The following is a 21,470-nucleotide window of genomic DNA, read 5'->3' on the forward strand; positions in this document are numbered from 1 at the left end:
ATGAGGAGTGACAGCCACCGGACCGATCCGGACCAGGGGTGACAGCCGCCGGACGAACGAGAGCCCCGGCGTCGTCGGAGGGACGACGCCGGGGCTCTCGGGACAGCGGCCCCGCGAGGGCTCAGCCCTTGACGGACCCGGCCAGCAGACCGCGGACGAAGAACCGCTGCAGCGCGATGAACACCACGATCGGGACGATCATCGAGATGAACGCACCCGCCGTCAGCAGGTGCCACTGGCCGCGGGCCGACGCTGGCGATCACGCCCACGCTCGCCGGGAAGGCGATCGGGGTCCGCGCCCGCATCTACGACTTCACGTTCGGCCAGCCCAGCAGCTACGAGAACGAGCTGACGCTCTTCACGCAGCTCCCGGGCATCCTCACCCCCGGTGCGGTCACCGTGACGGGGACCCCCGCGGCGGGGCAGACCCTGACGGCGACGCCGGGGACCTGGGGGCCGGGCGCCGTCGCCCTCACCTACCAGTGGACGCGCAACGGCACCGCGATCCCCGGCGCCACCCGCGCCACCTACACCGCGGTGGCGGCCGACGGCGGAGCGCAGCTCGCCGTCGCCGTCACCGGGACGCGGGACCGGTACGCCCCGGTGACCGTGCGGTCCGCGGCGGTGGCCGTGCCGGCGACCGTCGTGGCCGGGACGCCCACGATCCAGGGTCTCGCGCAGCCCGGCTCGACCCTCACCGTGAAGCCCGGGACGTGGGGTCCGGCCGGCGTCACGCTGACCTACCAGTGGTACCGCAACGGCGTCGCCGTGCGCTCGGCCACCGGCACGACCCTGGCCCTGACCACGAAGGACCCCGGCGTCGGCATCACGGTGGCCGTGACGGGATCCCTGCCCGGGAAGGCCCCGGTCACGGTGGAGTCGCGACGGGTCATCGTCTCGGACGGTTCAGTCCTCCCGTATCCCGGGAGGCCCGGGCCCTCCCTCACCTGAGGCGCGGGGCGAGCGCCCCTCGATCACGGTCCGCGGGAAGGCCATCGCCCTGCCGCGGACCGTGATCGGCGATGATGGCGGCCGTGCCTCCCACCGCCCCGACCTCGACGCAGCGCCCGTGGTGGCACGCGCTGACCGACCTGGTCCACGGCCGGATCGCGACGACGGCGTCGGGTCTGGAGCGGGCGCTCTCGCTCCTCGTCGTGGGCATCCGTCTCGGCACCCTGCTCCAGATGGCGCCCTCGCTCGCGCCCGGCGTGGCGGTCTCGCAGCGGCCCGGCCTCTACCTCGCGAGCTGGATCGCCGCGGCCGCCGCGGCCGTCGTGATCAGCGTGCTCGCGCTGGTGCGCCAGGGACCGCTGGGCCGTGCAGTCTTCGCAGCGGACGTGGTCCTCGCCGTCGTGCTGCTCCTGCTGGGTGGACTGTGCGTCCCGACGGATCAGCGCATCGGCACCTGGATCGGCTTCCAGCCCGGGAACGCCCTGGGCGCGCTCCTGAGCGGCGCGCTCGTGCGCGGCCTCGGTCTGTGGGTGGCGGGTCTCGCGGTGGTGGTCGTGGCGGACGTGGCCTTCCGCTGGGCGCAGGCGTCGTCGGACAACGCCAGCACCGTGATCGGCAATGTCCTGACCTACGTCGTGCTGGTCTCGGTGAGCAGGGTGGTCACCACCTACATGCGCAGGGTCGCGGCCGACGGCGACGCCGCCCGTGCCGAGGCGGCCGCGCTGGCGCGCCGCGACGAGGAGCGGCGCGCCCAGGTCGCCCTGCACAACGGGGCCGCGATCATGCGGCTCCTCGCCGACCCCGATCTGGACGACGGCGTCCGGCGGGCGGTCCGGCAGGAGGCGGAGCGCGAGGCGCGGCGGATGCGCAGCTACCTCCTCGGCCGCCGGCCCGACCTCGACGGCGACGACGGCGACGAGCGGGGCCTCGTCGCCCTGGTCCTCGCGACCACGGCCCGCTTCTCCGACCTTCCGCTGCACGCGGCCCTCGACCTGGCCGAGGGCGTCCGGGTGGACGGCGCCGTCGGGGCCGCCCTCGACCACGCGCTGGCGGCGCTGCTGCTGAACGTCCGCGACCACTCCGGTGCCTCGACGGTGGTCGTCCACGCCGACGCGGAGGCGACGCCGGACGGCACGCGGTGGACCGTCACGGTGCACGACGACGGCCGCGGGTTCGACACCGATCGCGCGCGGTGGGGCGTCGGCCTGCGCGAGGTCGTGCACGCGCAGCTCACCGAGCTGGGGGTCGACGTCGAGATCACGTCACGACCCGGACACGGCAGCACGGCCGTGCTCACCGGCGCCGGCGCCCGGGTGGAGTCCGCTCGTGCCGTCTGAGCGACCCCGCGTCGCCGTCGTCGACGACGCGACGGTCATCCGCGAGTCCTTCGCCGTGCTGATGCCGCAGATCGATGTCGTCGGCACGTTCCCGACCGTCGAGCAGCTGCTCGACCGCCGCCCGGCCGCCGACGTCGTCGTCCTCGACCTGCACCTGGCCAACTCCGCGCAGCCCGACTCGCGGCAGGGGGTCGCGGCGGTGCGCGCCGCGGTCGGGGCGGGGTACCGGGTCTGCGCCTACAGCCAGGAGGAGCGGCGCTTCGTTCTCGCTGCCACCCTGGCCGCCGGCGCTCGCGGCGTGGTGTCCAAGGCCGAACCGCTGGCCGTCGCGCAGGAGGCGATCACCGCCGTCGCGGCGGGGGAGGTGGTGATCCCGCAGGGACTCGTCGGCCTGGTGGAGGTGCTGGTCCGGCGCAACAGCCTGACGATCCTGTCCGAGCGGCAGCGCCAGGTCCTCGCGGGTCGCGCCCGCGGCCTCACCTACGCCGAGATGGGGGCGCAGCTGTACCTGTCCGAGTCCACGCTGCGCGGGTACTGGGCGGCCGTCACCGAGAGCGTCTCGGCCCACCTGCAGCACGCGACCCCCGCGGACATCGAGCACGCGCTGGGTCTGGGCCCCGGCGACCTGCTGGAGCACTGGCCCGCCCCGGAGGACGCCGTCGGACCGGACGCCGCGGCGCCGCCACGGTGGTGGCAGCTCGCGAGCGGGGGACGACGGCGGTCGTCACCGCGGGGCGGTCACCAGTAGTTCAGGGTGACGGTGCGGATGCTCCCGCCGCGGCAGGTGACCGAGGTGCTCGGCAGCGCGTTTTCGTGGGGTTCGGGCGGCCGCGAACCTATCAGCCCGCCTCCAGCACCGCCATCGCCGCGTTGTGGCCGCCGATACCGCTCACGGCGCCGCCCCGCACCGCCCCGGACCCGCACAGCAGGATGCGCGGGTGCCGCGTCGCGACGCCCCAGCGCTGCGCCGGCGAGAGCCCGCGGTGGCCGGCCCCGCCGTCGTCCTCGCGCCACGGCCACGACAGGTCACCGTGGAAGATGTTGCCGCCCGGCATGCCGACCGATGCCTCGATGTCGCGCGTCGTGCGCACCTCCAGGCACGGCCGCCCCTGCGCGTCCCGCGCGAGCACGTCGGCGAGCGGTTCGGCCAGCACGGAGTCCAGCGAGGCCACCACCGCCGTCTCCAGCCGCGCGCGCAGCGCGTCGTTCCCGACGGCGTCGACCAGCCGGTCCGGCACGTGCAGCCCGAAGACCGTCAGCGTCTGGGTCTCGCCCGCCGCGAGCTCCGGCCCCAGGATCGAGCGGTCGCTGAGGGTGTGGCAGTAGATCTCGCACGGCAGCGGCGACGGCACCTCGCCCCCGACCGCCTGGGCGAACGCCGTCGCGATCTGGGTCGCGAGCTCGTTGACGTGGAACGTCCCGGAGAACGCCGCGACCGGGTCCACCTCGGTGTCGCGCAGCCGCGGCAGGCGCGTGAGCAGCAGGTTGACCTTGACCTGGGCGCCCTCGACCCGTCCGGCCCCGAGCGCGGGCCGGGGCGCGGCGGGCAGCCCGATCCCGGCGTCGAGCAGCGCGTCGAGCACGGCGGGAGCGACGCCGCTGAGCACCACCTCGCCCCGCACCTGCCGCGTGCGCCCGTCGAGGACGTAGGTGACGTCGCCGTCGGGCGTCACGGCCGTGACCCTGGCGGAGGTGACGAGCTGCGCGCCGGCGTCGCGCGCGGCCGCGGCGAGCGCCCCCGAGACGGCGCCCATCCCGCCGACGGGGACGTCCCAGTCCCCGGTCCCGCCGCCGATCACGTGGTAGAGGTAGCAGCGGTTGGCCGCGAGCGAGTCGTCGTGCAGATCCGCGAACGTGCCGATCAGGGCGTCGGTGGCGACGACGCCGCGCACCAGGTCCGAGGCGAAGCGCCGCTCGACCGCCTCACCGATGGGGCGCTCGACGACGTCGCGCCACACCTGGGACGCGGCCTCCCCGCGACCGGCACCCGCCTCGGCGACGACCGCGGCCCGCACCTCGGCGCGCGTCGGGAGCGGCCGCGTCAGGGTCGGGAACACGGCCCGCGCGAGCAGCGCCGTCGCGTCGTACCAGGCCGACCACGCCTCGACGTCGTCGCCCGCCCCGACCCGGGCGAAGGCACGGGCGCGCGCGTCGTCGTCCGCCTCGTTGTCCACGAGCAACCCGCGCGAGGGATCGTGCGGATCCGGGGTGTAGGAGGAGTAGCGGCGTCGGACCAGCGAGATGTCGAGCCCGAGGTCGTCGACGATCTGCCGCGGCAGCAGGCTGACGAGGTAGGAGTAGCGCGACAGCCGGGCGTCGACACCGTCGAACGCCAGCGCGGAGACGGCCGCCCCGCCGACGTGGTCGTCGGCCTCGAGCAGGAGCACGCGGCGTCCGGCACGCGCGAGGTAGGCCGCGGCCGTGAGGGCGTTGTGGCCACCGCCGACGATGACGACGTCGGTCGAGTCCGGGAGGGGCGCGGCGGTCACGACCGGCGCCGGTCGCCGTCGCGGTCCTCACCCTTGTCGCCGCGCAGGTGCTCGGTGACGACACCGGTGATCGGGATGAGGAGGAACGCCAGCCACGCGGGCGGCCCGCCCACGTTCATCAGCACGAAGAACAGGATCAGCGCCGCGAACGGCGACAGCGACGTGGCCAGCTTCGCATTGCGTCGCGACAGTCCGCGGTGCTCCCGGGGAGGGACGACGGCGGCCGCGCGGTAGGCGTCGTCCGCGGCGGTCCCGTAGGCGCCCGGTCCCGAGACGGCGTAGGGCGACGCGCTGGGGATGGCCGTCGGGTCGGGGACGAGGGCGCCACCCGGCGGTGCGGCGGGCGGCGGGGTGAGCCCGTCGCGCGGCTCGTCCGGCGGTCGGTCCTGCCAGGGTCGGTCGTCCGGCTGTCCGCTCATGCGACCACCCTGCCGCATCGGCCCGACGGCGTCACCTGCGCCGAGCGCTCGGTCAGTCGCGGAACGACCCGCGCCGCAGGACCCGGGAGATCACGCCGATGCCGATGATGAACGCGAACGGCAGCCAGAACGCGCCGACACCGTTCCCGCGCAGCACGAAGAACAGCACGATCGCGACGAGCGGCAGCAACGAGGTGATGAGGCGGGCGCGGTTGCCCGGCCGACGGCGTCCCCCCGCGTCCCCGACCGCGTACGGCCGGTGCTCGGGCGGTGGGCTGCCGTAGCCGGACGGGTCCCCGTAGCCCGGCGCGGCGCCGTAGCCGGGGGCGGCCCCGGGGACGGGGGCGTCGTACGGCGCCGGCGAGTACCCCGCGGGGGGTACGTCGGACGGCGGCGGCGTCCCGTAGTCGGGCACCGACCCGTCGGCCCCGTCGACGGGTGGCTCGTCCTGCGAAGGTCGGCTCACACCGTCACCCTGTCACGGTGCACGCCGCTGCCGTGCCCGCCCAGGCGGTTGCCGATCCACGCCACGAACAGCGACGCGGCGAAGAACGCCACCGCCACGCTCAGGGCCCCGACCACGACCGTGCCGTAGCCCGACGGCCGCGGGTCGAGGAACGGGTAGGGGTACCAGTCCACGATCGGTCCGCGCACCAGCGAGTAGGCGAGGTAGGCGAGCGGCACGATCATCCACAGCAGCACGTGGCGGATCGTCAGCCGTGTCCTCGGCGGTGCGAGCAACCAGTCGAGCACCACGAGGATCGGCACGACCACGTGCAGCGCGAGGTTGGCGAACGCCGTGGTCTGCACGTCGACCCCGCGCAGCATCAGGTTGTAGACGATGCCCGTGAGCATGAGGAAGGTCACCGCGGCGCCCCGCAACCCGTCGGGGATCGGTCGCACGATCGCGGCGGCCATCACGAGGGCGCCGAACACGTTCGAGAGGATCGTGAAGTAGGAGTAGTGGTTGGCCGCCTGGAACGTCTCGCCCGCGGCGCTGATCAGCTCGATCTCGGCCGCCACGACGAGCACGACGACGAGGGCGCGCACCACCAGGCTGGCGATGCGCCGAGGGCCGGTGGCACCGGCGGGGCGGGCGGGGGCGGCCGCGGTCACGACGAGGTCCTCATGCCGCCCAACGTAGAGCAGCAGCCCGGCACCCGCCTCTCGAGGCGGGAACCGGGCTGCTGCAGGGGTGCGGCGGGTGCCGCGCGAGATCAGCGGCTGGCGCTGAGCACGTAGAGCGCGGCGGCGGCCGCGGACTCCGGGGTCAGGCGCTGCGTCGAGCGCACGGCGGTCTGACCGCCGGACGGCTCGCCGACGAGGTCGCCGTCGGTGACGACCTCGACGCCCCACGAGCGCGGGGCGTCGGCGGCACGGCCACGGCCGGCGTCGATGACGAGGAAGAGACGACGGCCGTCGTCGAGGAACGCGATGGGAAGGGGCCGGCGCAGCACGCGCTCGGCGTCGGGCATGGTGCCCGCGAGGACGTGCGCGACGGCGTCGCCCACCGCGAGCGCGGCGGTCTCGGTCTCGTTGCGGCCGGCGCCCGGGGTGGCGGTGCGCTCGGTGAATCGGTGATCGGTGAAGTGAATCGTGGACATGGGTACTCCTGGTGCTACATGACTGTGGCCCGCTCGTTCGGTGGGCGTGCGGCGCGCAGGATCTCCAGGCGCGCGGTGCGCTGCCGTGATCTCGCGGTGCCGGCTGCGGGGATTTTCACCGCGTCAGAGCCGTAGTGCGAACGGGTGAGGGGCGCTGGGGCCTCTCGGGAAGGTGGTGCCGACGCGTCAGTTCGCCTGCTCCTGAGTTCGGGACGTCGCCGTCCGAACCAGATCCACCGTACGTGACAACCACGATCCCGTCCATCTCATTCCCCACGGGTGTGGATCCGGGGTGCGCGGGGCGCTGGTTAGGCTCGATCGGTGACGACCTCCAGCGAGCGGACCGACCGCACCGACGACTGGGAGCGGCTCTGCTCGCTGCTCGAACCCGACCCCGAGGTGTGGCGCAGCGTGCAGCGGACGCTCGACGCCAGCTCCCTCGACACCGACCCCTGGGCCGCCCTCCTCGACGCCCTGGACGAGTCCGGCGCCATCGCCTGCCTCGACACGGGCGACACCGGGGACCTGCTCGTCGACGCCGTGACCGCGCTGCCGCGGATCGCGCGCGCCGAGCTCGCCACGGGTCGCGACGTCGACCTCCGCGCCGTCGTCGACGTCGACGACCTGACCGCGGCGATCGCGGCCGCGCGCGACGTGCTGGCCGCCGTCGGGCTCGACCTGCTCGCCCTGGACGAGGGCGACGGCGACGAGGAGTGCCTGCCCCTGGTCGCCGTCGCGCGGGACGACGTCGCCGAGATCACGGCGCTGGTCGGCTCGCTCGGCCGGCGGCTCCTGCCGCTGGCCTGAGTCGGAGTCGGAGTCGGAGTCGGAGTCGGAGTCTGAGCCGGAGCCCACGGCCGGCGTCGGCTGCGGTCAGCCGCGCTCGTCCGCGGGCGCGTCGGACGGGACCGAGGCGGGGGAGACGGGCTCCGCCGTCGTCCCGCGCCAGCGCGCCACGCTCCGCATGAGGTGGTAGATCCCGAGCGCCGCGGCGGTACCGATCGCGATGCCCTCGAACGTCAGGGAGCCGACGGCCCACGTGAAGTTGGCGATGCCGGCGATGAGGGCGACCGCCGCCGTCGTCAGGTTGACGGGGTCGGAGAAGTCGACCTTGTTCTGGATCCAGATGCGGGCGCCGAGCACGCCGATCATCCCGTACAGCACCGTGCCGGCGCCGCCGATGACCCCGGAGGGGATCGTGGCGATGAGCGCGCCGAACTTGGGGGAGAGCGAGAGCAGCAGCGCGGTCGCGGCCGCGACGTAGTAGGCGGCCGTGGAGTACACGCGCGTCGCGGCCATCACGCCGATGTTCTCGGCGTAGGTGGTCGTGCCCGAACCGCCGCCGAAGCCGGCGAGCGTGGTGGCCACGCCGTCGGCGAACAGCGCGCGGCCGGTGACCGGGTCGAGGTTCTCGCCGGTCATCGCGGCGACCGACTTCACGTGGCCGATGTTCTCGGCGATCAGCACGAGCACGACCGGGATGAAGAGACCGAGCACGGAGACGCTGAACGTCGGGGTGGTGAAGTCGGGCAGGCCGATCCACCCGGCGTCGGCGACGGCGTCGAACGTCACCTCGCCGCGGATCGCCGCGACGGCGTAGCCCACGAGCACGCCGACGAGGATCGACAGCCGGCCGAGGATGCCGCGGAACAGGACGGTCACCAGGACGATCGCCAGGATCGTGACCACGGCCGTGACCGGCGCGAGCTGCACGTTGTTCCACGCGGCGGGCGCGAGGTTGAAGCCGATGAGCGCCACGATCGTGCCCGTCACCACGGGCGGCATCACGAGGTCGATCCAGCGGTGCCCCGCCCGGTTGACGATCAGGCCGACGACGGCGAGCGTCACCCCCGCGACGACCACGCCGCCCAGGGCGCTCGCCATCCCGCCGGCCTCGTTCGCCGCCGCGATCGGCGCGATGAACGCGAACGACGAGCCGAGGTAGCTCGGCACCCGTCCGCGCGTGATCAGCAGGAACAGGAACGTGCCGACGCCGGAGAAGAACAGCGTGGTGGCGGGCGGCAGGCCCGTGATGATCGGCACGAGGAAGGTCGCGCCGAACATCGCCACGACGTGCTGCATGCCGATGCCGATGGTCCGCGGCCAGGTCAGGCGCTCCCCGGGGGAGACGACGGTGCCGGGGGCGACCGTGCGGCCGTCGCCGTGCAGGGTCCAGGAGAAGGGCGAGGCGGGCATGGGCCGTCCAGGGGAAGTCGTGGCTGAGTGACCGGCAGGTCGTGGACACCCTAGTGACCGGGGTGGGGCCACGTCCGTCGTGTCCGTCGTGCCCGCCGCTAGGGTCGAACCATGACCGCTCCCACGGATCCCACCACCACGCCGGCCTGGGCGGAGCTCACCGCCCTGCACGGCTCGTTCACCCCGGACCTGCGCGGCTGGTTCGACGGCGACCCCGGTCGCGTCGAGCGCCTCACGCGCACCGTCGGCGACCTGCACGTCGACCTCTCCAAGAACCTCGTGACCGACGAGATCCTCGCCTCGCTGGTGCACCTGGCGGAGGACACCGGCGTCGTCGAGCGCTACGCCGCGATGCTCGCGGGCGAGCACATCAACACCACCGAGGACCGCGCCGTCCTGCACACCGCGCTGCGCCGCCCGGCGGAGGCGTCGCCGTCGCTCGAGGTCGACGGCCAGGACGTCGACGCCGACGTGCAGGAGGTGCTCGGCCGGCTGTCGGAGTTCGCGGACCGCGTGCGCAGCGGTGACTGGCTCGGCGTCACGGGCAAGAAGGTCGCCACCGTGGTCAACATCGGGATCGGCGGCTCCGACCTCGGCCCGGTCATGGTCTACGAGGCGCTCAAGCCCTTCGCGCAGGCGGGTCTGACCGCGCGGTTCGTCTCGAACATCGACCCGACCGACCTCGCGGAGAAGGTCGCCGACCTCGACCCCGAGACCACGCTCTTCATCGTCGCCTCCAAGACGTTCACGACGCTCGAGACCCTCACGAACGCGCGGCTCGCCCGCGACTGGCTCTGGGAGAACCTCGCCCAGGCGGGCGCGATCGGGGACGACGACGCGGCCCGGACCGACGCCGTCGCCCACCACTTCGTGGCGGTCTCCACGGCGCTGGACAAGGTCGAGGCGTTCGGCATCGACCCCACCAACGCGTTCGGCTTCTGGGACTGGGTCGGCGGCCGCTACTCCGTGGACTCCGCGATCGGGCTGTCGCTCGCGATCACGTTCGGCCCCGACGCGTTCGGTGAGCTCCTGGAGGGCTTCCACACCGTCGACGAGCACGTGCGCACCACGCCGCTGGAGCAGAACGTCCCCGTCCTGATGGGCCTGCTGAACGTCTGGTACACCAACTTCCTCGGCGCGCAGACGCACGCGGTGCTGCCGTACGCGCAGCAGCTGAGCCGCTTCCCGGCCTACCTGCAGCAGCTCACGATGGAGTCCAACGGCAAGTCGGTGCGCTGGGACGGCACGCCGGTGACGACCGACACGGGCGAGATCTTCTGGGGCGAGCCGGGCACGAACGGGCAGCACGCGTTCTACCAGCTCATCCACCAGGGCACACGGCTGATCCCGGCGGACTTCATCGCCGTCGCCAACCCCGCCTACCCGCTGACCGACGGCGGCCGGGACGTGCACGGCCTCTTCCTGGCCAACTTCCTCGCGCAGACCAAGGCGCTCGCGTTCGGGAAGACGGCCGCCGAGGTCGAGGCCGAGGGCACGACGGGCGCGCTGGTCGCGGCCCGCACGTTCAGCGGCAACAAGCCGACGACGTCGATCTTCGCCCCGGCGCTCACCCCGTCGGTGCTCGGTCAGCTGATCGCGCTCTACGAGCACATCACGTTCACGCAGGGGATCGTCTGGGGCATCAACTCCTTCGACCAGTGGGGCGTGGAGCTCGGCAAGCAGCTCGCGCTTCAGATCGCGCCCGCGATCGAGGGCGACGACGAGGCGCTCGCCGCGCAGGACGCCTCCACCCGCGCGCTGGTCGCCTACTACCGGGAGCACCGCGGCTGACGCCCGGCCCTGCGGGGCCGGCCGGACGTCCGACGGCGGGGCGCACCTGCGGGTGCGCCCCGCCGTCGTGCGCCCGGGGCAGATGTGACGGGACGGTGCGCGAACGCCCCGGGATGTCGCCGAAGCGCGCGTTCCACTCCGTGAGCGGCGGTGAACGGACGACGAACTCCCGGTGACCTGGATCACTCCGGCCGGGTTATGGTCGTTCCGTCATGTGAGACGGACGACGACGTCGTCCCACGTGCGAAACCGGGCTCGCGTTCACCCGGGAGTTACCTGACCGACGTCGCGATGTCGTACGGCCGACCTAACGTGAGTTCGTTCCGGAAGTGTCTAGAGAGGTGATGTCATGCGTTTGTGGGTTCGTCCCGCCGCAGTAGCAGGTGCTGCTGCCATTGCAATGACAGGGGTGGTGATCGCGCCGGGGACAGCTGTGGCAGCTGTCAGCGCGACCGCCCCCGTCGTGATCAACGAGGTCTACGGAGGAGGTGGGAACTCCGGAGCCCCGTACACGAACGACTTCGTCGAGCTGCGCAACACGAGCGCCGCCGCCGTGAGCGTGGACGGCTGGTCGGTCCAGTACGCCTCCGCCGCCGGAACGGGCTGGAACGGTCGGATCAACCTCACCGGCTCGATCCCCGCCGGTGGGCTCTACCTGGTGGCCGGCGCGTCCGGTGGTGCGAACGGCGCCCCCCTCCCCGAGGCGCCGGCCTCGGGCGGCGTGAACATGTCCGCCACGAACGGCAACGTCGCGCTGGTCAGCTCGACGAGCGCGCTGAGCTGCGCCGCTGCCGCGTGCGCGGCCGACGCCGCCGTCGTCGACCTGGTCGGATTCGGCACGGGTGCCGCGTTCGCCGGCGCCGCCGCTCCGGCAGGAAGCAACACGACCTCGATCGCGCGTGACGAGGACGGCACCAACACGGCCAACAACGCGGCCGACTTCACGGTCGGCGCACCGACACCCGCCGCCGGTTCCACCACGCCCCCCGAGGAGGAGACGCCCGAGCCCGGTGAGGTCCTGCCGATCGCCCAGGTGCGCGCCCTGACCTCCGGCACCGTCACCACGCGCGGCGTCGTGACCGCGGCCTACCCGGTCGGCGGCTTCAGCGGGTACGTCATCCAGACCCCCGGCACGGGCGGCGACAACGCGGGTCGCACCGTGTCGGACGCGATCTTCGTCTACTCGGCCGCCACCGTCGGTCAGGTCGAGATCGGCGACCACGTCCAGGTCACCGGCACCGTGGGTGAGTTCTTCGGTCTCAAGCAGATCTCCGTCGCCAGCAACGGCGCCCAGGTGCTGACCGACGAGGCCGCCCCGGTCGTCCCCGCCGCCGTCGAGCTGCCGGCCGTCGCGGACCGCGAGGCCTACGAGTCGATGCTCATCGCCCCTCAGGGCGACTTCACGATCTCCAACACGTACTCGACCAACCAGTACGGCGAGCTCGGTCTGGCGACCGGCACGACGCCGCTGGTGCAGCCGACGCAGGTCGGCCGCCCGGGCAGCCCGGAGGCGGCCGCGGCCGCCGCCGACAACGCCGCCCGCGCGATCGTCCTCGACGACGGCGCCACGACGAACTTCTTCAACAACCGCACCCAGACGCCGCCGTACATCTCCACGACGGAGCCGGTCATCGTCGGCGCGGCCGTCGAGTTCACCGACCCGGTGATCCTCGACTGGCGCAACGACGCGTGGAAGCTCAACCCCGTCAGCCAGGTCACCCCGGCCGACACCACCGCCTACCCGGCGACGTTCGAGAACACGCGCACCGAGGGCCCGGACACGGTCGCCATCGGTGACGCCGACCTCGCGATCGCGTCGTTCAACGTGCTGAACTACTTCACCACGCTCGGTGCGAACACCCCCGGCTGCACGTCGTACAAGGACCGCGACGGCAACCCCGTCACGGTCAACAGCGGCTGCGACCCGCGCGGTGCCTGGGGCGCCGCGGACCTCGAGCGTCAGCAGGGCAAGCTGGTCGACGCGATCAACGCCGTCGACGCCAGCGTCGTCGGCCTGATGGAGATCGAGAACTCGGCCCGTCTCGGCGAGACGGCCGACGAGGCCACCGCCACGCTCGTGGCCGCGCTCAACGCGGACGCCGGCTCGGCCAAGTGGGACTACGTCCCGTCCTCGGCCGACCTGCCCGCCGCGTCCGGTCAGGACGTCATCACGAACGCGATCATCTTCCAGCCGGCCGAGGTCGTCGAGGAGGGCGCCGCGCGTGCGCTGGGCAACCAGAGCGCGTCCGGTCAGCCGTTCCAGAACGCCCGCGAGCCCATCGCGCAGGAGTTCGTCCCGGCCGACGGCGGCGAGAGCATTTTCGTCGTCGTCAACCACTTCAAGTCCAAGGGTTCGGCGGGTCCGCTCCCGGGCGACGCCGACGCCGGTGACGGCCAGAGCGCGTCGAACGCCTCGCGCGTGGCCCAGGCCACGGCGCTGCGCGACTGGCTGCCGACCGTGACCGAGCAGGGCGACGCCGTCGCGCTGCTGGGTGACTTCAACTCCTACGGCCTGGAGGACCCGCTCCAGGTCCTGTACAGCGACGGCTTCACGAACGTCGAGACCGCGTTCGACGGCGTCGGCTACTCCTACAGCTTCTCCGGCCTGTCCGGGTCGCTCGACCACGTGCTCCTCAACGAGGTCGCGCTCGAGCGCGCCACCGGTGCGGACATCTGGAACATCAACTCCGGCGAGTCCATCGCGCTGGAGTACAGCCGCTACCTCAACCACGGGACCGACTTCTTCGCCGAGGGCCCGTACCGCTCCTCCGACCACGACCCCGTCATCGTCGGCCTCACGGCCGGTGACGACGTCGTCGTCCCCGAGGGCCCCGTCGACCTGTCGCTGCTGAACATCAACGACTTCCACGGCCGCATCGACGCCAACACGGTGAAGTTCGCCGGGACTGTCGAGCAGCAGCGCAAGGAGATCGAGGACGCCGACGGCGGCGCGCTCTTCCTGTCCGCCGGCGACAACATCGGTGCCTCGCTGTTCGCCTCGGCGATCGCCGGGGACCAGCCCACCATCGACGTGCTGAACGCGCTCGAGCTGGCCGCCTCGGCGGTCGGCAACCACGAGTTCGACCAGGGTTACGACGACCTGGTCGACCGCGTCGTCGACGGTGGCGAGAACGCCGAGTTCGCCTACCTGGGTGCCAACGTGCGCCTGGCCGACGGCTCGCCGGCGCTGCCGGAGTACTCCATCCACGAGGTCAACGGCGTGAACGTCGCCGTCATCGGCGTCGTCACCGAGGAGACCCCCACCCTGGTCTCGCCCGACGGCATCACCGAGCTGACCTTCACCGACCCGGTCGAGGCGGTCAACCGCGTGGCCACCCAGCTCACCGACGGCGACCTCACCAACGGTGAGGCCGACGTCATCGTGGCCGAGTACCACGAGGGCGCCGGCGCCGGTCTCGTCGAGGGCTCGACCCTCGAGGAGGAGGTCGCCGACGGCGGCGCGTTCGCGGACATCGTCACGAAGACGAGTCCCGCGGTCGACGTCATCTTCACCGGTCACACGCACAAGCAGTACGCGTGGGACGCCCCCGTCACGGGTGAGGCGGGCAAGACCCGTCCGATCCTGCAGACCGGCAACTACGGCGAGTTCCTCGGCCGCATCGATCTCACCTACGACACCGACACGGATGAGGTCACGGCCTACACGGCTCGCAACGTCGCCCGCAGCACGACGGCGGACGCCGAGCTCGTGGCCGCGTTCCCGCGCGTCGCCGAGGTCAAGACGATCGTCGACGCCGCGCTCGCGAACGCGAACGCGGTCGGTTCGGTGGCCGTCGGTTCGGTCACGGCGGACATCACGTCCGCGTTCGGCGGCGGTTCCTACGTGGACGGTGTCTGGACGGGTGGCACGCGTGACAACCGCGCGGCCGAGTCCGCGCTGGGCAACCTGGTGGCCGACTCGCTCGTCAGCTCGCTGTCCTCCCCGGACCGCGGCGCGGCGACGATCGGTGTGGTCAACCCCGGCGGTCTGCGGGCCGAGCTGCTCAAGGGCGACGACAGCCTCATCACCTACGCCGAGGCCAACGCGGTCCTGCCGTTCGTGAACAACCTGTCCACCACGACGCTGACGGGTGCGCAGTTCAAGACGCTGCTCGAGCAGCAGTGGCAGACGAACGCCGACGGCACGATCCCGTCGCGTCCGTACCTCCAGCTCGGCCTGTCGGAGAACGTGTCGTACACGTTCGACGCCACGCAGACGCTGAACAACCGGATCACGTCCATCACCATCGACGGCGCGCCGATCGACCTGGCGGCCGAGTACCGCATCGGGACGTTCTCGTTCCTCGTGGCCGGTGGCGACAACTTCCGGATCTTCACGCAGGGCAAGGACACGCGCGACTCGGGTCTCATCGACCGCGACGCGTGGATCAGCTTCCTGGGTGACAGCTCGCCGATCTCGCCCGACTTCGCCCGCCGCGCGGTGCAGGTTCCGGCGATCGCGCCGGTCAAGGCGGGAACGGACCTGACGGTCCCCGTCGGCCAGCTCAACCTGACGTCGCTCGGTTCGCCCGAGAACACGACGGTGACGGCGACGCTCGGCGACGTCGAGCTGGGCTCCTTCCCGGTGGCGACCGGGTCGACCACGATCACCGCGCAGGTGCCCCGCACCCTCGCGGCCGGCGTGTACGACCTCGTCGTGACGGCGGCGCCCTCGGGCACGACCGTCCAGGTGCCGGTGACCGTCACGGCCGGCGACCCCTCGCCGTTCGCGGACGTGCCGTTCGAGCTGCAGTTCTCCGAGGACATCCTGTGGGCCTTCGAGAACGGCATCACGACGGGCTGGCCCGAGGCGGACGGTTCGGTCACCTACCGCCCGCTCGAGGACATCAACCGCGACGCGATGGCGGCGTTCCTCTACCGCCTCGCCAAGCCCGTGGACTACACGGCGCCGACGACCTCGCCGTTCTCGGACGTCGACACGAGCAACCAGTTCTACACGGAGATCGCGTGGCTCTACGACGCGAAGATCTCCACGGGCTGGGTGCAGGCGGACGGGACGCGTCAGTTCCGACCGCTCGAGCCGATCAACCGAGACGCGATGGCGGCGTTCATCTACCGCCTCGCGAAGGAGCCGACGTGGGAGGCCCCCGCGACGTCGCCGTTCACGGACGTCGTGCCCGGCACACAGTTCTACGCGGAGATCACGTGGCTGGCCGACCAGGGCATCACGACCGGATGGGTCGGCAACGACGGGACGCGTCAGTTCCAGCCGCTGTCCCCGATCCACCGTGACGCGATGGCCGCGTTCCTCCACCGCTACAGCAAGCTCGACCTGGGCTGAGCGTTGAGCGCGTGAGCGCCTAGCACCACGCACGTCCAGCAGCCCCGTCCCTCATCCGAGGGGCGGGGCTGCTGCGTGCCCGCCCACGCCTCCGCCCCGGCGCCCGGTGCCCGCACCGGCCGCGCCCGCCGTCCCGCCCGCCCCGCCCACCCCTCAGCCCCCGCCGAGAACGTCCTGGCTCGGGTTCCGGGGCGCCGTCGCGCGACCTCGGACGTTCTCGGCGGGGTGTTCCGAGTCCAGTCGCAGCCGCGCCGGGTCGGGGCCCCGAGTTCGGGCTTTCGTGTCGAGTTCGGGGTTCTCCATCGAGTTCGGGGACGCGAATCCGCGAGTTCGGGGTTTGTCGCCGAGTTCGGATGGCTGGGCCCCGAACTCGGCGCGAACCCCCGAACTCGGCAGCTGGGCCGGGTGGCGGTCGGTGAGTCGGCGAGGCGGTGAGTCGGCGAGGCGGCGAGTCGGCGACTCGACGAGGCGGCGACTCGACGAGGCGGCGCCCAGTGGGGAGACCCACCGGGCGCCGTCATCGTCTGCGGCGTGGGCGCCCCCGATCAGGCGGTAAGGAGCGCGGCGTCGATCAGGGTCTCGGCCGCGGCGCGGGCGTGGATGGCGGCGTCGGGAAGCCCGCTGATCGCCGCCGTCGTCTGGGCGCCCTCGGCGAGCAGCGCGAGCTGGGCCGCCAGCACCGGCGAGGCGCCCATCTCGGCGACGAGCGCTCCGACGTAGTGCTGAAAGGCCAGCTTCTGCTCGCGTGCCGCGGCCGCGACCTCGGACGACACCGCCCCGAGCTCGCCGAACGCGTTGATGAAGCCGCAGCCCCGGAAGTCGTCGGTCCGGAACCAGGCGTCGAGGAAGTCGTACACGGCCAAGAGCTTCGCGCGCGGTCCCTCCGCGGACGCCGCGGCGGCCGCGATGCCGGAGTCCCAGATCGCGCCGCGGTGGTGCAGCACCTCGATGAGGAGCGCGTCCTTGGAGGCGAACTGCGCGTAGAGCCGCTTGAGCGGGACGCCGGACTCCGCCCGCACGGCGTCCATCCCCACGGCCTGGATGCCGCGTCGGTAGAAGAGCCGATCGGCTGCCTGCACGATGCGGTCGTGGTCGCTCGCGGTGGTGGTCATGCGTCGGTCCTCCTGTCGGCGATCAACGGGCTTGCGCTGAGAACGTTCGTTCTCTAGTGTAGACCCATCGCGGAGAACGACCGTTCTCGCGTCGCCGGAAGGAAGGCACGATCATGGGACTCATCACCGTCGGCCAGGAGAACTCCACCCCGATCGAGCTCTACTACGAGGACCACGGCACCGGCCAGGCCGTCGTGCTGATCCACGGCTACCCGCTCGACGGGTCGTCCTGGGAGCGTCAGGCGCGCGAGTTGCGCAGCGCCGGCTACCGCGTGATCACCTACGACCGTCGCGGGTTCGGGCAGTCCTCCAAGGTCGAGACCGGCTACGACTACGACACCTTCGCGACGGACCTGAACGCGCTGCTGACCGAGCTCGACCTGACCGACGTCATCCTCGTCGGCTTCTCGATGGGGACGGGTGAGCTCGCCCGCTACGCGAAGCTCTTCGGCACCGATCGCGTCGCGAAGTTCGCGTTCCTCGGCTCCCTCGAGCCCGGCATGCTCGCCAACGGCGTGCCGCAGGAGGTCTTCGACGACATCGACGCCAACGCCCGCAAGGACCGGTTCGCGTGGTTCACGTCGTTCTTCCAGAACTTCTACAACCTGGACGACACCCTCGGCTCCCGCATCTCGCAGGAGGCCGTCGACGCCAGCTGGGCCACCGCCACGCGCAGCGCGCCGGTAGCGGCCTACGCCGTCGTGCCGACCTGGGTCGAGGACTTCACGGCCGACGTCGAGGCGGTCCGCGCCAGCGGCAAGCCCTCGCTCATCGCGCACGGCACCGCCGACCAGATCCTCCCGATCGACGCCACGGGTCGCCCGTTCCACGAGGCCTTCCCCGAGGCCGAGTACCACGAGATCGACGGCGCGCCCCACGGGATGCTGTGGACGCACGCCGATGAGGTGAACGCGATCCTCCTCCCGTTCGTGCAGAGGTAGCGCGCGGAGGTCGATCCCCCGCCGGCACCCGCAGCAGCGAGGGTGCCGGCCCCCAGACCAGCGGCGCCCGGTGGCTCGTCCCTCCGGGCGCCGTTGCCGTACCCGGGTAAGGGGAGGTCGGGTTACCGTGGTCGGGACGATCGAGTCGCACGCCGTCGTGCCTCTCGAGCCCCCTCGAGAGGACGACGCCGATGACCGCCGCCCGACCCCGACCGACCGGTGATCGCCGGTGCCGCCGCGGCCGCGGACTCGCCGTCGTCGCTGTGGCGGCGCTCGCCGCCACCACCGCCCTCTTGGCTGTTCCGGCGAGCGCCGAGCCCGAGGCCTGGGGTGACGGCTGGACCGTGGAGCGCGTCGGTGAGGCGTACGAGGTGACGGTCGAGCTCGACGGTCCGCTCGAGATCCGCGCGGCCGCACCGGCGGTCATGGTCGACGGCGAGGAGGTGGGCGTCGCCGTCGTCTCCGAGGACGGCGCGACCCTCACGACGGTGACGGACGACCCGGCCGTCCTACAGGCCGCCGACATCGAGGCCGGGTGGTCCGGTGAGGGCGGCCTGACGACCGATGCTGCTCGTGCCTCGGTGGTGCGCGATCCCGACGCGGCCACGCAGGCCCGACCGTTCGCCGAGGTGGATCCCGATCGGATGACCTACGACATCGCGACGTTGGACTACGACCTCGGGCCGCAGGTCCCGCTCCGAGGCATCCCCGGTCGGATGGGTGAGCTTGCCGCCCAGGTCACCTACCCCGTCAATGCCGCCGGACGGCGGCCAGTCGTGATGATCGCGCACGGCCGAGGTCCCATCTGCACCACCGCCGACAGCGGGGTCGCCGTCGAGACGCAGTCGTACCCGTGCGCCCTCGACGAGGCGGAGGTCGCGGCGCAGACGGGGTTCGCGTCGCTCGCCACGGATCTCGCTGAGGACGGCTACGTCGTCGTCGCGATGCGGACCAACGCCGTCGCGGCGTGGGACGCCTCCGTTCCCGACCGCGGGGCGGCGGCTCGCGCCGGTCAGATCCTCGCCCACCTCGATCTGCTCGCGCGGGTGGAGGCGGGAACGGCGGAGGGCGGTGCGCCGGTCGTGCTGCGGGGGAAGGTCGATCTTTCCGACATCGGACTCCTCGGCCACTCGCGCGGAGGCGAGGCGGTCGTCCGGGCGACGCAGCTCGCGGCGATCGAGGGGCGCTCGGGTATCCGGTCGGTGATGCTGCTGGCGCCGACCGACATGGGGCGGCTCACGCTGCCCGACGTGCCGACCTACACGATGCTGCCCTACTGCGACGGCGATCTGGTCACGCTCCAGGGGCAGCACTACTACGAGGACTCGCGCTACGCGTTCGACGATGACGTGCTCCGGGCGACGAGCCTCGTGATGGGCGCCAACCACAACTACTTCAACTCCGCCCTACCGGGGGGCGAGCTCCCCGACCCGATCCGCGATGACCTGCCTCTACCTTGGGTGGGAGATGACTGGGACCGACAGATCGCGGCGAAGGCACCCGTCGACCCCGCCTGCTCGCGCGACGGCGACGGCGACGGCGACGTGGTCGGGTCGGAGAGGCTGACCGCCCAGGAGCAGGTCGACGTCCGGGACCGGTTCGCGTCCGCGTGGTTCCGGCTCACACTGGGCGCGGAGGCCGGGTTGCTCGACCTGTTCGACGGTTCGGACCACGTCCCGCAGGAGCTGCTGGCGTCGGGCGTCGAGGTGACCACGGTTGCGACGATGCCGAGGAGCGCGAGGGTCGACCTGGCTCCGATGACGGCGGCGTCGTCCGCCGTCGCACCGATCGGCGGTGCAACGGCGCGGATCTGCGCCTCGCTCCCGGGGACTCCGGCCGCGGCGTCGCTGCCCGCCTGTGCCGACGTGCCGCCCAGCCGGGCGCCGCACTGGGCGCCGACCCTCAACGTGCTGTCGACACCTGCGGGTCGGATGCTCGACTTGCGCTGGACCTCGACGGGCGGGGGTATTCGGATCAGGTTGCCGCAACCTGTTGACGCCCGGGCCTACGAGGCCCTCTCGTTCCGTGCGGCCCTTGCCCCGGACAGCACGAGCGTCCCGCGTATGCGCGTCATCGTCTCGGATACCGCGGGGAACGAGGCCGTCCTCGCGGACGCCTCGCTGGACGCGGCCCTGCAGCCGCTACCCGGTCGAGCGGCGCCGATGGCCAAGACGCTGCTGCGGACGGTCCGGCTCCCGGTCGACCTGCCGCCCGGATCGGCGGTCGATCTCAGTCGGATCGCGGAGGTCCGCCTCGAGGGAACGAGCTCCACGGGCGCGGTGCTCGTCTCCGACGTCGCCCTCTCGACTCCGGATGTCGGAGGTCCGAACGGGCAGGCCCTGCCGCAGCTCCGGCTCCAGGAGCTCGAAGTCAGGGAGGGGAATGGTCCTGGCATCGCGCTCGTCCCGGTCCGACTCGCCTCCCCAGCGCCCGTCCCGGTGACGGCCTCGGTCGAGACCGTGACCGAGCGAGGCCCCGACGCGCAACCTGCCGTGCGCACCGTGACCTTCGAACCGGGCCAGACCTGTGCCGTTCTGGCGGTGGCGCTCGTCGGTGATCGCTTGGAGTCGCCAGCCGCGCGACGAGCCGTGGTCGTCAGCGCGGCAGAGGTCGAGGGAGCGGTCGGGGCGGTGCCCTGGACCCTGCTCACCGTCCTCGAGGACGACGGCGCGCCAGCGACACGGACGAGGCCCGCAATCCCGCCGCTCCCCCCCGAGACGGCGATCCGCACCGACCCGTGCGGGCGCACCTCGGGTGAGCTGTTCCGGGACGTCCCGACCGGGATGCTGTTCCACGAGTCGATGGCGTGGCTCGCCGTGACCGGCGTGACGACGGGCTGGAGCACGCCCTCGGGTCCGGAGTACCGGCCGCTCACCCCGGTCGCTCGCGATGCCATGGCAGCGTTCCTCTACCGCTTCGCCGGGTCGCCCGCCTACACCCCGCCGTCCACGAGCCCGTTCGTCGACGTCGCGACGACCAACGTCTACTACAAGGAGATCGCCTGGCTCAGGGAACGCGGGATCTCCACCGGCTGGGAGACGGCCGCCGGTCGAGAGTTCCGCCCGTACGAGGCGGTGGCGCGTGACGCGATGGCCGCCTTCCTGTACCGGTTCGCCGGCAGCCCCACCTTCCAGGCGCCGACGGCCTCACCGTTCGCTGATGTGCTCACCGACCAGCAGCACTTCAAGGAGATGGCGTGGGTCTCCTCGGCCGGGGTCTCGACGGGGTGGGAGGAGAACGGGCGCCGCGAGTACCGCGCGTCCCTGCCGGTCGCCCGCGACGCCATGGCCGCGTTCCTGGAGCGCCTCACGCGCATCCCCTGACGGTG

15 protein-coding genes and 1 pseudogene are annotated in these 21,470 nt (G+C 72.5%); 8 read left to right on the forward strand and 8 right to left on the reverse strand.

Features of this window, described 5'->3' with window-relative positions; all coding sequences use genetic code 11:
* Nucleotides 1-121: 121 nt before the first annotated feature.
* Nucleotides 122-247, reverse strand: a pseudogene (locus SERN_RS15750) (carbohydrate ABC transporter permease); the annotation flags it as partial.
* A 152-nt stretch (nt 248-399) separates the two neighbouring features.
* Here SERN_RS15750 and SERN_RS06670 point away from each other — a divergent pair.
* The 3 genes from SERN_RS06670 to SERN_RS06680 all read left to right on the forward strand — a co-directional run bounded on the left by SERN_RS06670 (nt 400) and on the right by SERN_RS06680 (nt 3,036).
* Nucleotides 400-951 (forward strand): hypothetical protein, encoded by a 552-nt coding sequence (locus SERN_RS06670; protein ID WP_135849341.1) that lies wholly within the window; start codon nt 400-402, stop codon nt 949-951.
* Between the two features lie 83 nt (nt 952-1,034).
* A complete protein-coding gene (locus SERN_RS06675; RefSeq protein WP_135849342.1) occupies nt 1,035-2,288 on the forward strand; it encodes an ATP-binding protein in 1,254 nt (417 codons plus the stop codon).
* Nucleotides 2,278-3,036 carry a helix-turn-helix domain-containing protein gene (locus SERN_RS06680; protein WP_135849343.1) on the forward strand — a complete coding sequence of 253 codons (759 nt, stop codon included), beginning with the start codon at nt 2,278-2,280 and terminating at the stop codon, nt 3,034-3,036. The genes SERN_RS06675 and SERN_RS06680 overlap by 11 nt, the downstream gene beginning before the upstream one ends.
* Nucleotides 3,037-3,127: 91 nt before the next feature.
* Here SERN_RS06680 and SERN_RS06685 read toward each other — a convergent pair whose 3' ends face one another.
* The 5 genes from SERN_RS06685 to SERN_RS06705 all read right to left on the reverse strand — a co-directional run bounded on the left by SERN_RS06685 (nt 3,128) and on the right by SERN_RS06705 (nt 6,800).
* Nucleotides 3,128-4,777, reverse strand: coding sequence for a phytoene desaturase family protein (locus SERN_RS06685; RefSeq protein ID WP_135849344.1), 1,650 nt, complete (start codon nt 4,775-4,777; stop codon nt 3,128-3,130).
* Nucleotides 4,774-5,196 (reverse strand): hypothetical protein, encoded by a 423-nt coding sequence (locus tag SERN_RS06690; RefSeq protein ID WP_135849345.1) that lies wholly within the window; start codon nt 5,194-5,196, stop codon nt 4,774-4,776. The genes SERN_RS06685 and SERN_RS06690 overlap by 4 nt, the downstream gene beginning before the upstream one ends.
* Before the next feature lie 52 nt (nt 5,197-5,248).
* Entirely contained in the window at nt 5,249-5,662 is a 414-nt protein-coding gene (locus SERN_RS06695) for a hypothetical protein (protein WP_135849346.1), read from the reverse strand.
* Entirely contained in the window at nt 5,659-6,312 is a 654-nt protein-coding gene (locus SERN_RS06700) for a Pr6Pr family membrane protein (RefSeq protein WP_135849347.1), read from the reverse strand. Before SERN_RS06700 ends, SERN_RS06695 begins: the two co-directional genes overlap by 4 nt.
* 101 nt (nt 6,313-6,413) lie before the next feature.
* A complete protein-coding gene (locus tag SERN_RS06705) occupies nt 6,414-6,800 on the reverse strand; it encodes a hypothetical protein (RefSeq protein ID WP_135849348.1) in 387 nt (128 codons plus the stop codon).
* Between the two features lie 321 nt (nt 6,801-7,121).
* Between SERN_RS06705 and SERN_RS06710 the strand changes: the two genes are divergently transcribed.
* Entirely contained in the window at nt 7,122-7,607 is a 486-nt protein-coding gene (locus tag SERN_RS06710; protein ID WP_135849349.1) for a DUF6630 family protein, read from the forward strand.
* 66 nt (nt 7,608-7,673) lie between these two features.
* Here SERN_RS06710 and SERN_RS06715 read toward each other — a convergent pair whose 3' ends face one another.
* Nucleotides 7,674-8,996, reverse strand: coding sequence for a uracil-xanthine permease family protein (locus tag SERN_RS06715; protein WP_135849350.1), 1,323 nt, complete (start codon nt 8,994-8,996; stop codon nt 7,674-7,676).
* A gap of 111 nt (nt 8,997-9,107) precedes the next feature.
* Between SERN_RS06715 and pgi the strand changes: the two genes are divergently transcribed.
* Nucleotides 9,108-10,787, forward strand: coding sequence for a glucose-6-phosphate isomerase (pgi, locus tag SERN_RS06720; protein WP_135849351.1), 1,680 nt, complete (start codon nt 9,108-9,110; stop codon nt 10,785-10,787).
* 349 nt (nt 10,788-11,136) lie between these two features.
* On the forward strand, nt 11,137-16,089 hold the full coding sequence (locus SERN_RS06725) for an ExeM/NucH family extracellular endonuclease (RefSeq protein ID WP_408640862.1): 4,953 nt from the start codon (nt 11,137-11,139) through the stop codon (nt 16,087-16,089).
* 545 nt (nt 16,090-16,634) lie between these two features.
* On the opposite strand, the gene SERN_RS06735 is transcribed toward SERN_RS06725, so the two are convergent.
* Nucleotides 16,635-17,201, reverse strand: a complete 567-nt coding sequence (locus SERN_RS06735; protein WP_135849352.1) for a TetR/AcrR family transcriptional regulator — start codon at nt 17,199-17,201, stop codon at nt 16,635-16,637.
* 113 nt (nt 17,202-17,314) lie between these two features.
* Here SERN_RS06735 and SERN_RS06740 point away from each other — a divergent pair, with 113 nt between their 5' ends.
* Together SERN_RS06740 and SERN_RS15755 are read left to right on the forward strand one after the other, a co-directional pair.
* Entirely contained in the window at nt 17,315-18,142 is an 828-nt protein-coding gene (locus SERN_RS06740; RefSeq protein WP_135849353.1) for an alpha/beta fold hydrolase, read from the forward strand.
* A gap of 191 nt (nt 18,143-18,333) precedes the next feature.
* Complete coding sequence (locus SERN_RS15755; protein WP_233251517.1) at nt 18,334-21,465, forward strand: S-layer homology domain-containing protein; 3,132 nt, start codon at nt 18,334-18,336, stop codon at nt 21,463-21,465.
* Nucleotides 21,466-21,470: the final 5 nt, after the last annotated feature.

Origin of the sequence: Serinibacter arcticus, from assembly GCF_004786095.1 — a bacterium.
In the GTDB taxonomy this organism is placed as follows: Bacteria; Actinomycetota; Actinomycetes; order Actinomycetales; family Beutenbergiaceae; genus Litorihabitans; species Litorihabitans arcticus.

Bases quoted from the DNA above. Each gene is read 5' to 3' on its own strand.
- SERN_RS06690 (WP_135849345.1), bottom strand. From the start codon at position 5,196: ATGAGCGGACAGCCGGACGACCGACCCTGGCAGGACCGACCGCCGGAC.
- SERN_RS06705 (WP_135849348.1), bottom strand. From the start codon at position 6,800: ATGTCCACGATTCACTTCACCGATCACCGATTCACCGAGCGCACCGCC.
- SERN_RS06715 (WP_135849350.1), bottom strand. From the start codon at position 8,996: ATGCCCGCCTCGCCCTTCTCCTGGACCCTGCACGGCGACGGCCGCACG.
- pgi (WP_135849351.1), top strand. From the start codon at position 9,108: ATGACCGCTCCCACGGATCCCACCACCACGCCGGCCTGGGCGGAGCTC.
- SERN_RS06725 (WP_408640862.1), top strand. From the start codon at position 11,137: ATGCGTTTGTGGGTTCGTCCCGCCGCAGTAGCAGGTGCTGCTGCCATT.
- SERN_RS06735 (WP_135849352.1), bottom strand. From the start codon at position 17,201: ATGACCACCACCGCGAGCGACCACGACCGCATCGTGCAGGCAGCCGAT.
- SERN_RS06740 (WP_135849353.1), top strand. From the start codon at position 17,315: ATGGGACTCATCACCGTCGGCCAGGAGAACTCCACCCCGATCGAGCTC.
- SERN_RS15755 (WP_233251517.1), top strand. From the start codon at position 18,334: ATGACCGCCGCCCGACCCCGACCGACCGGTGATCGCCGGTGCCGCCGC.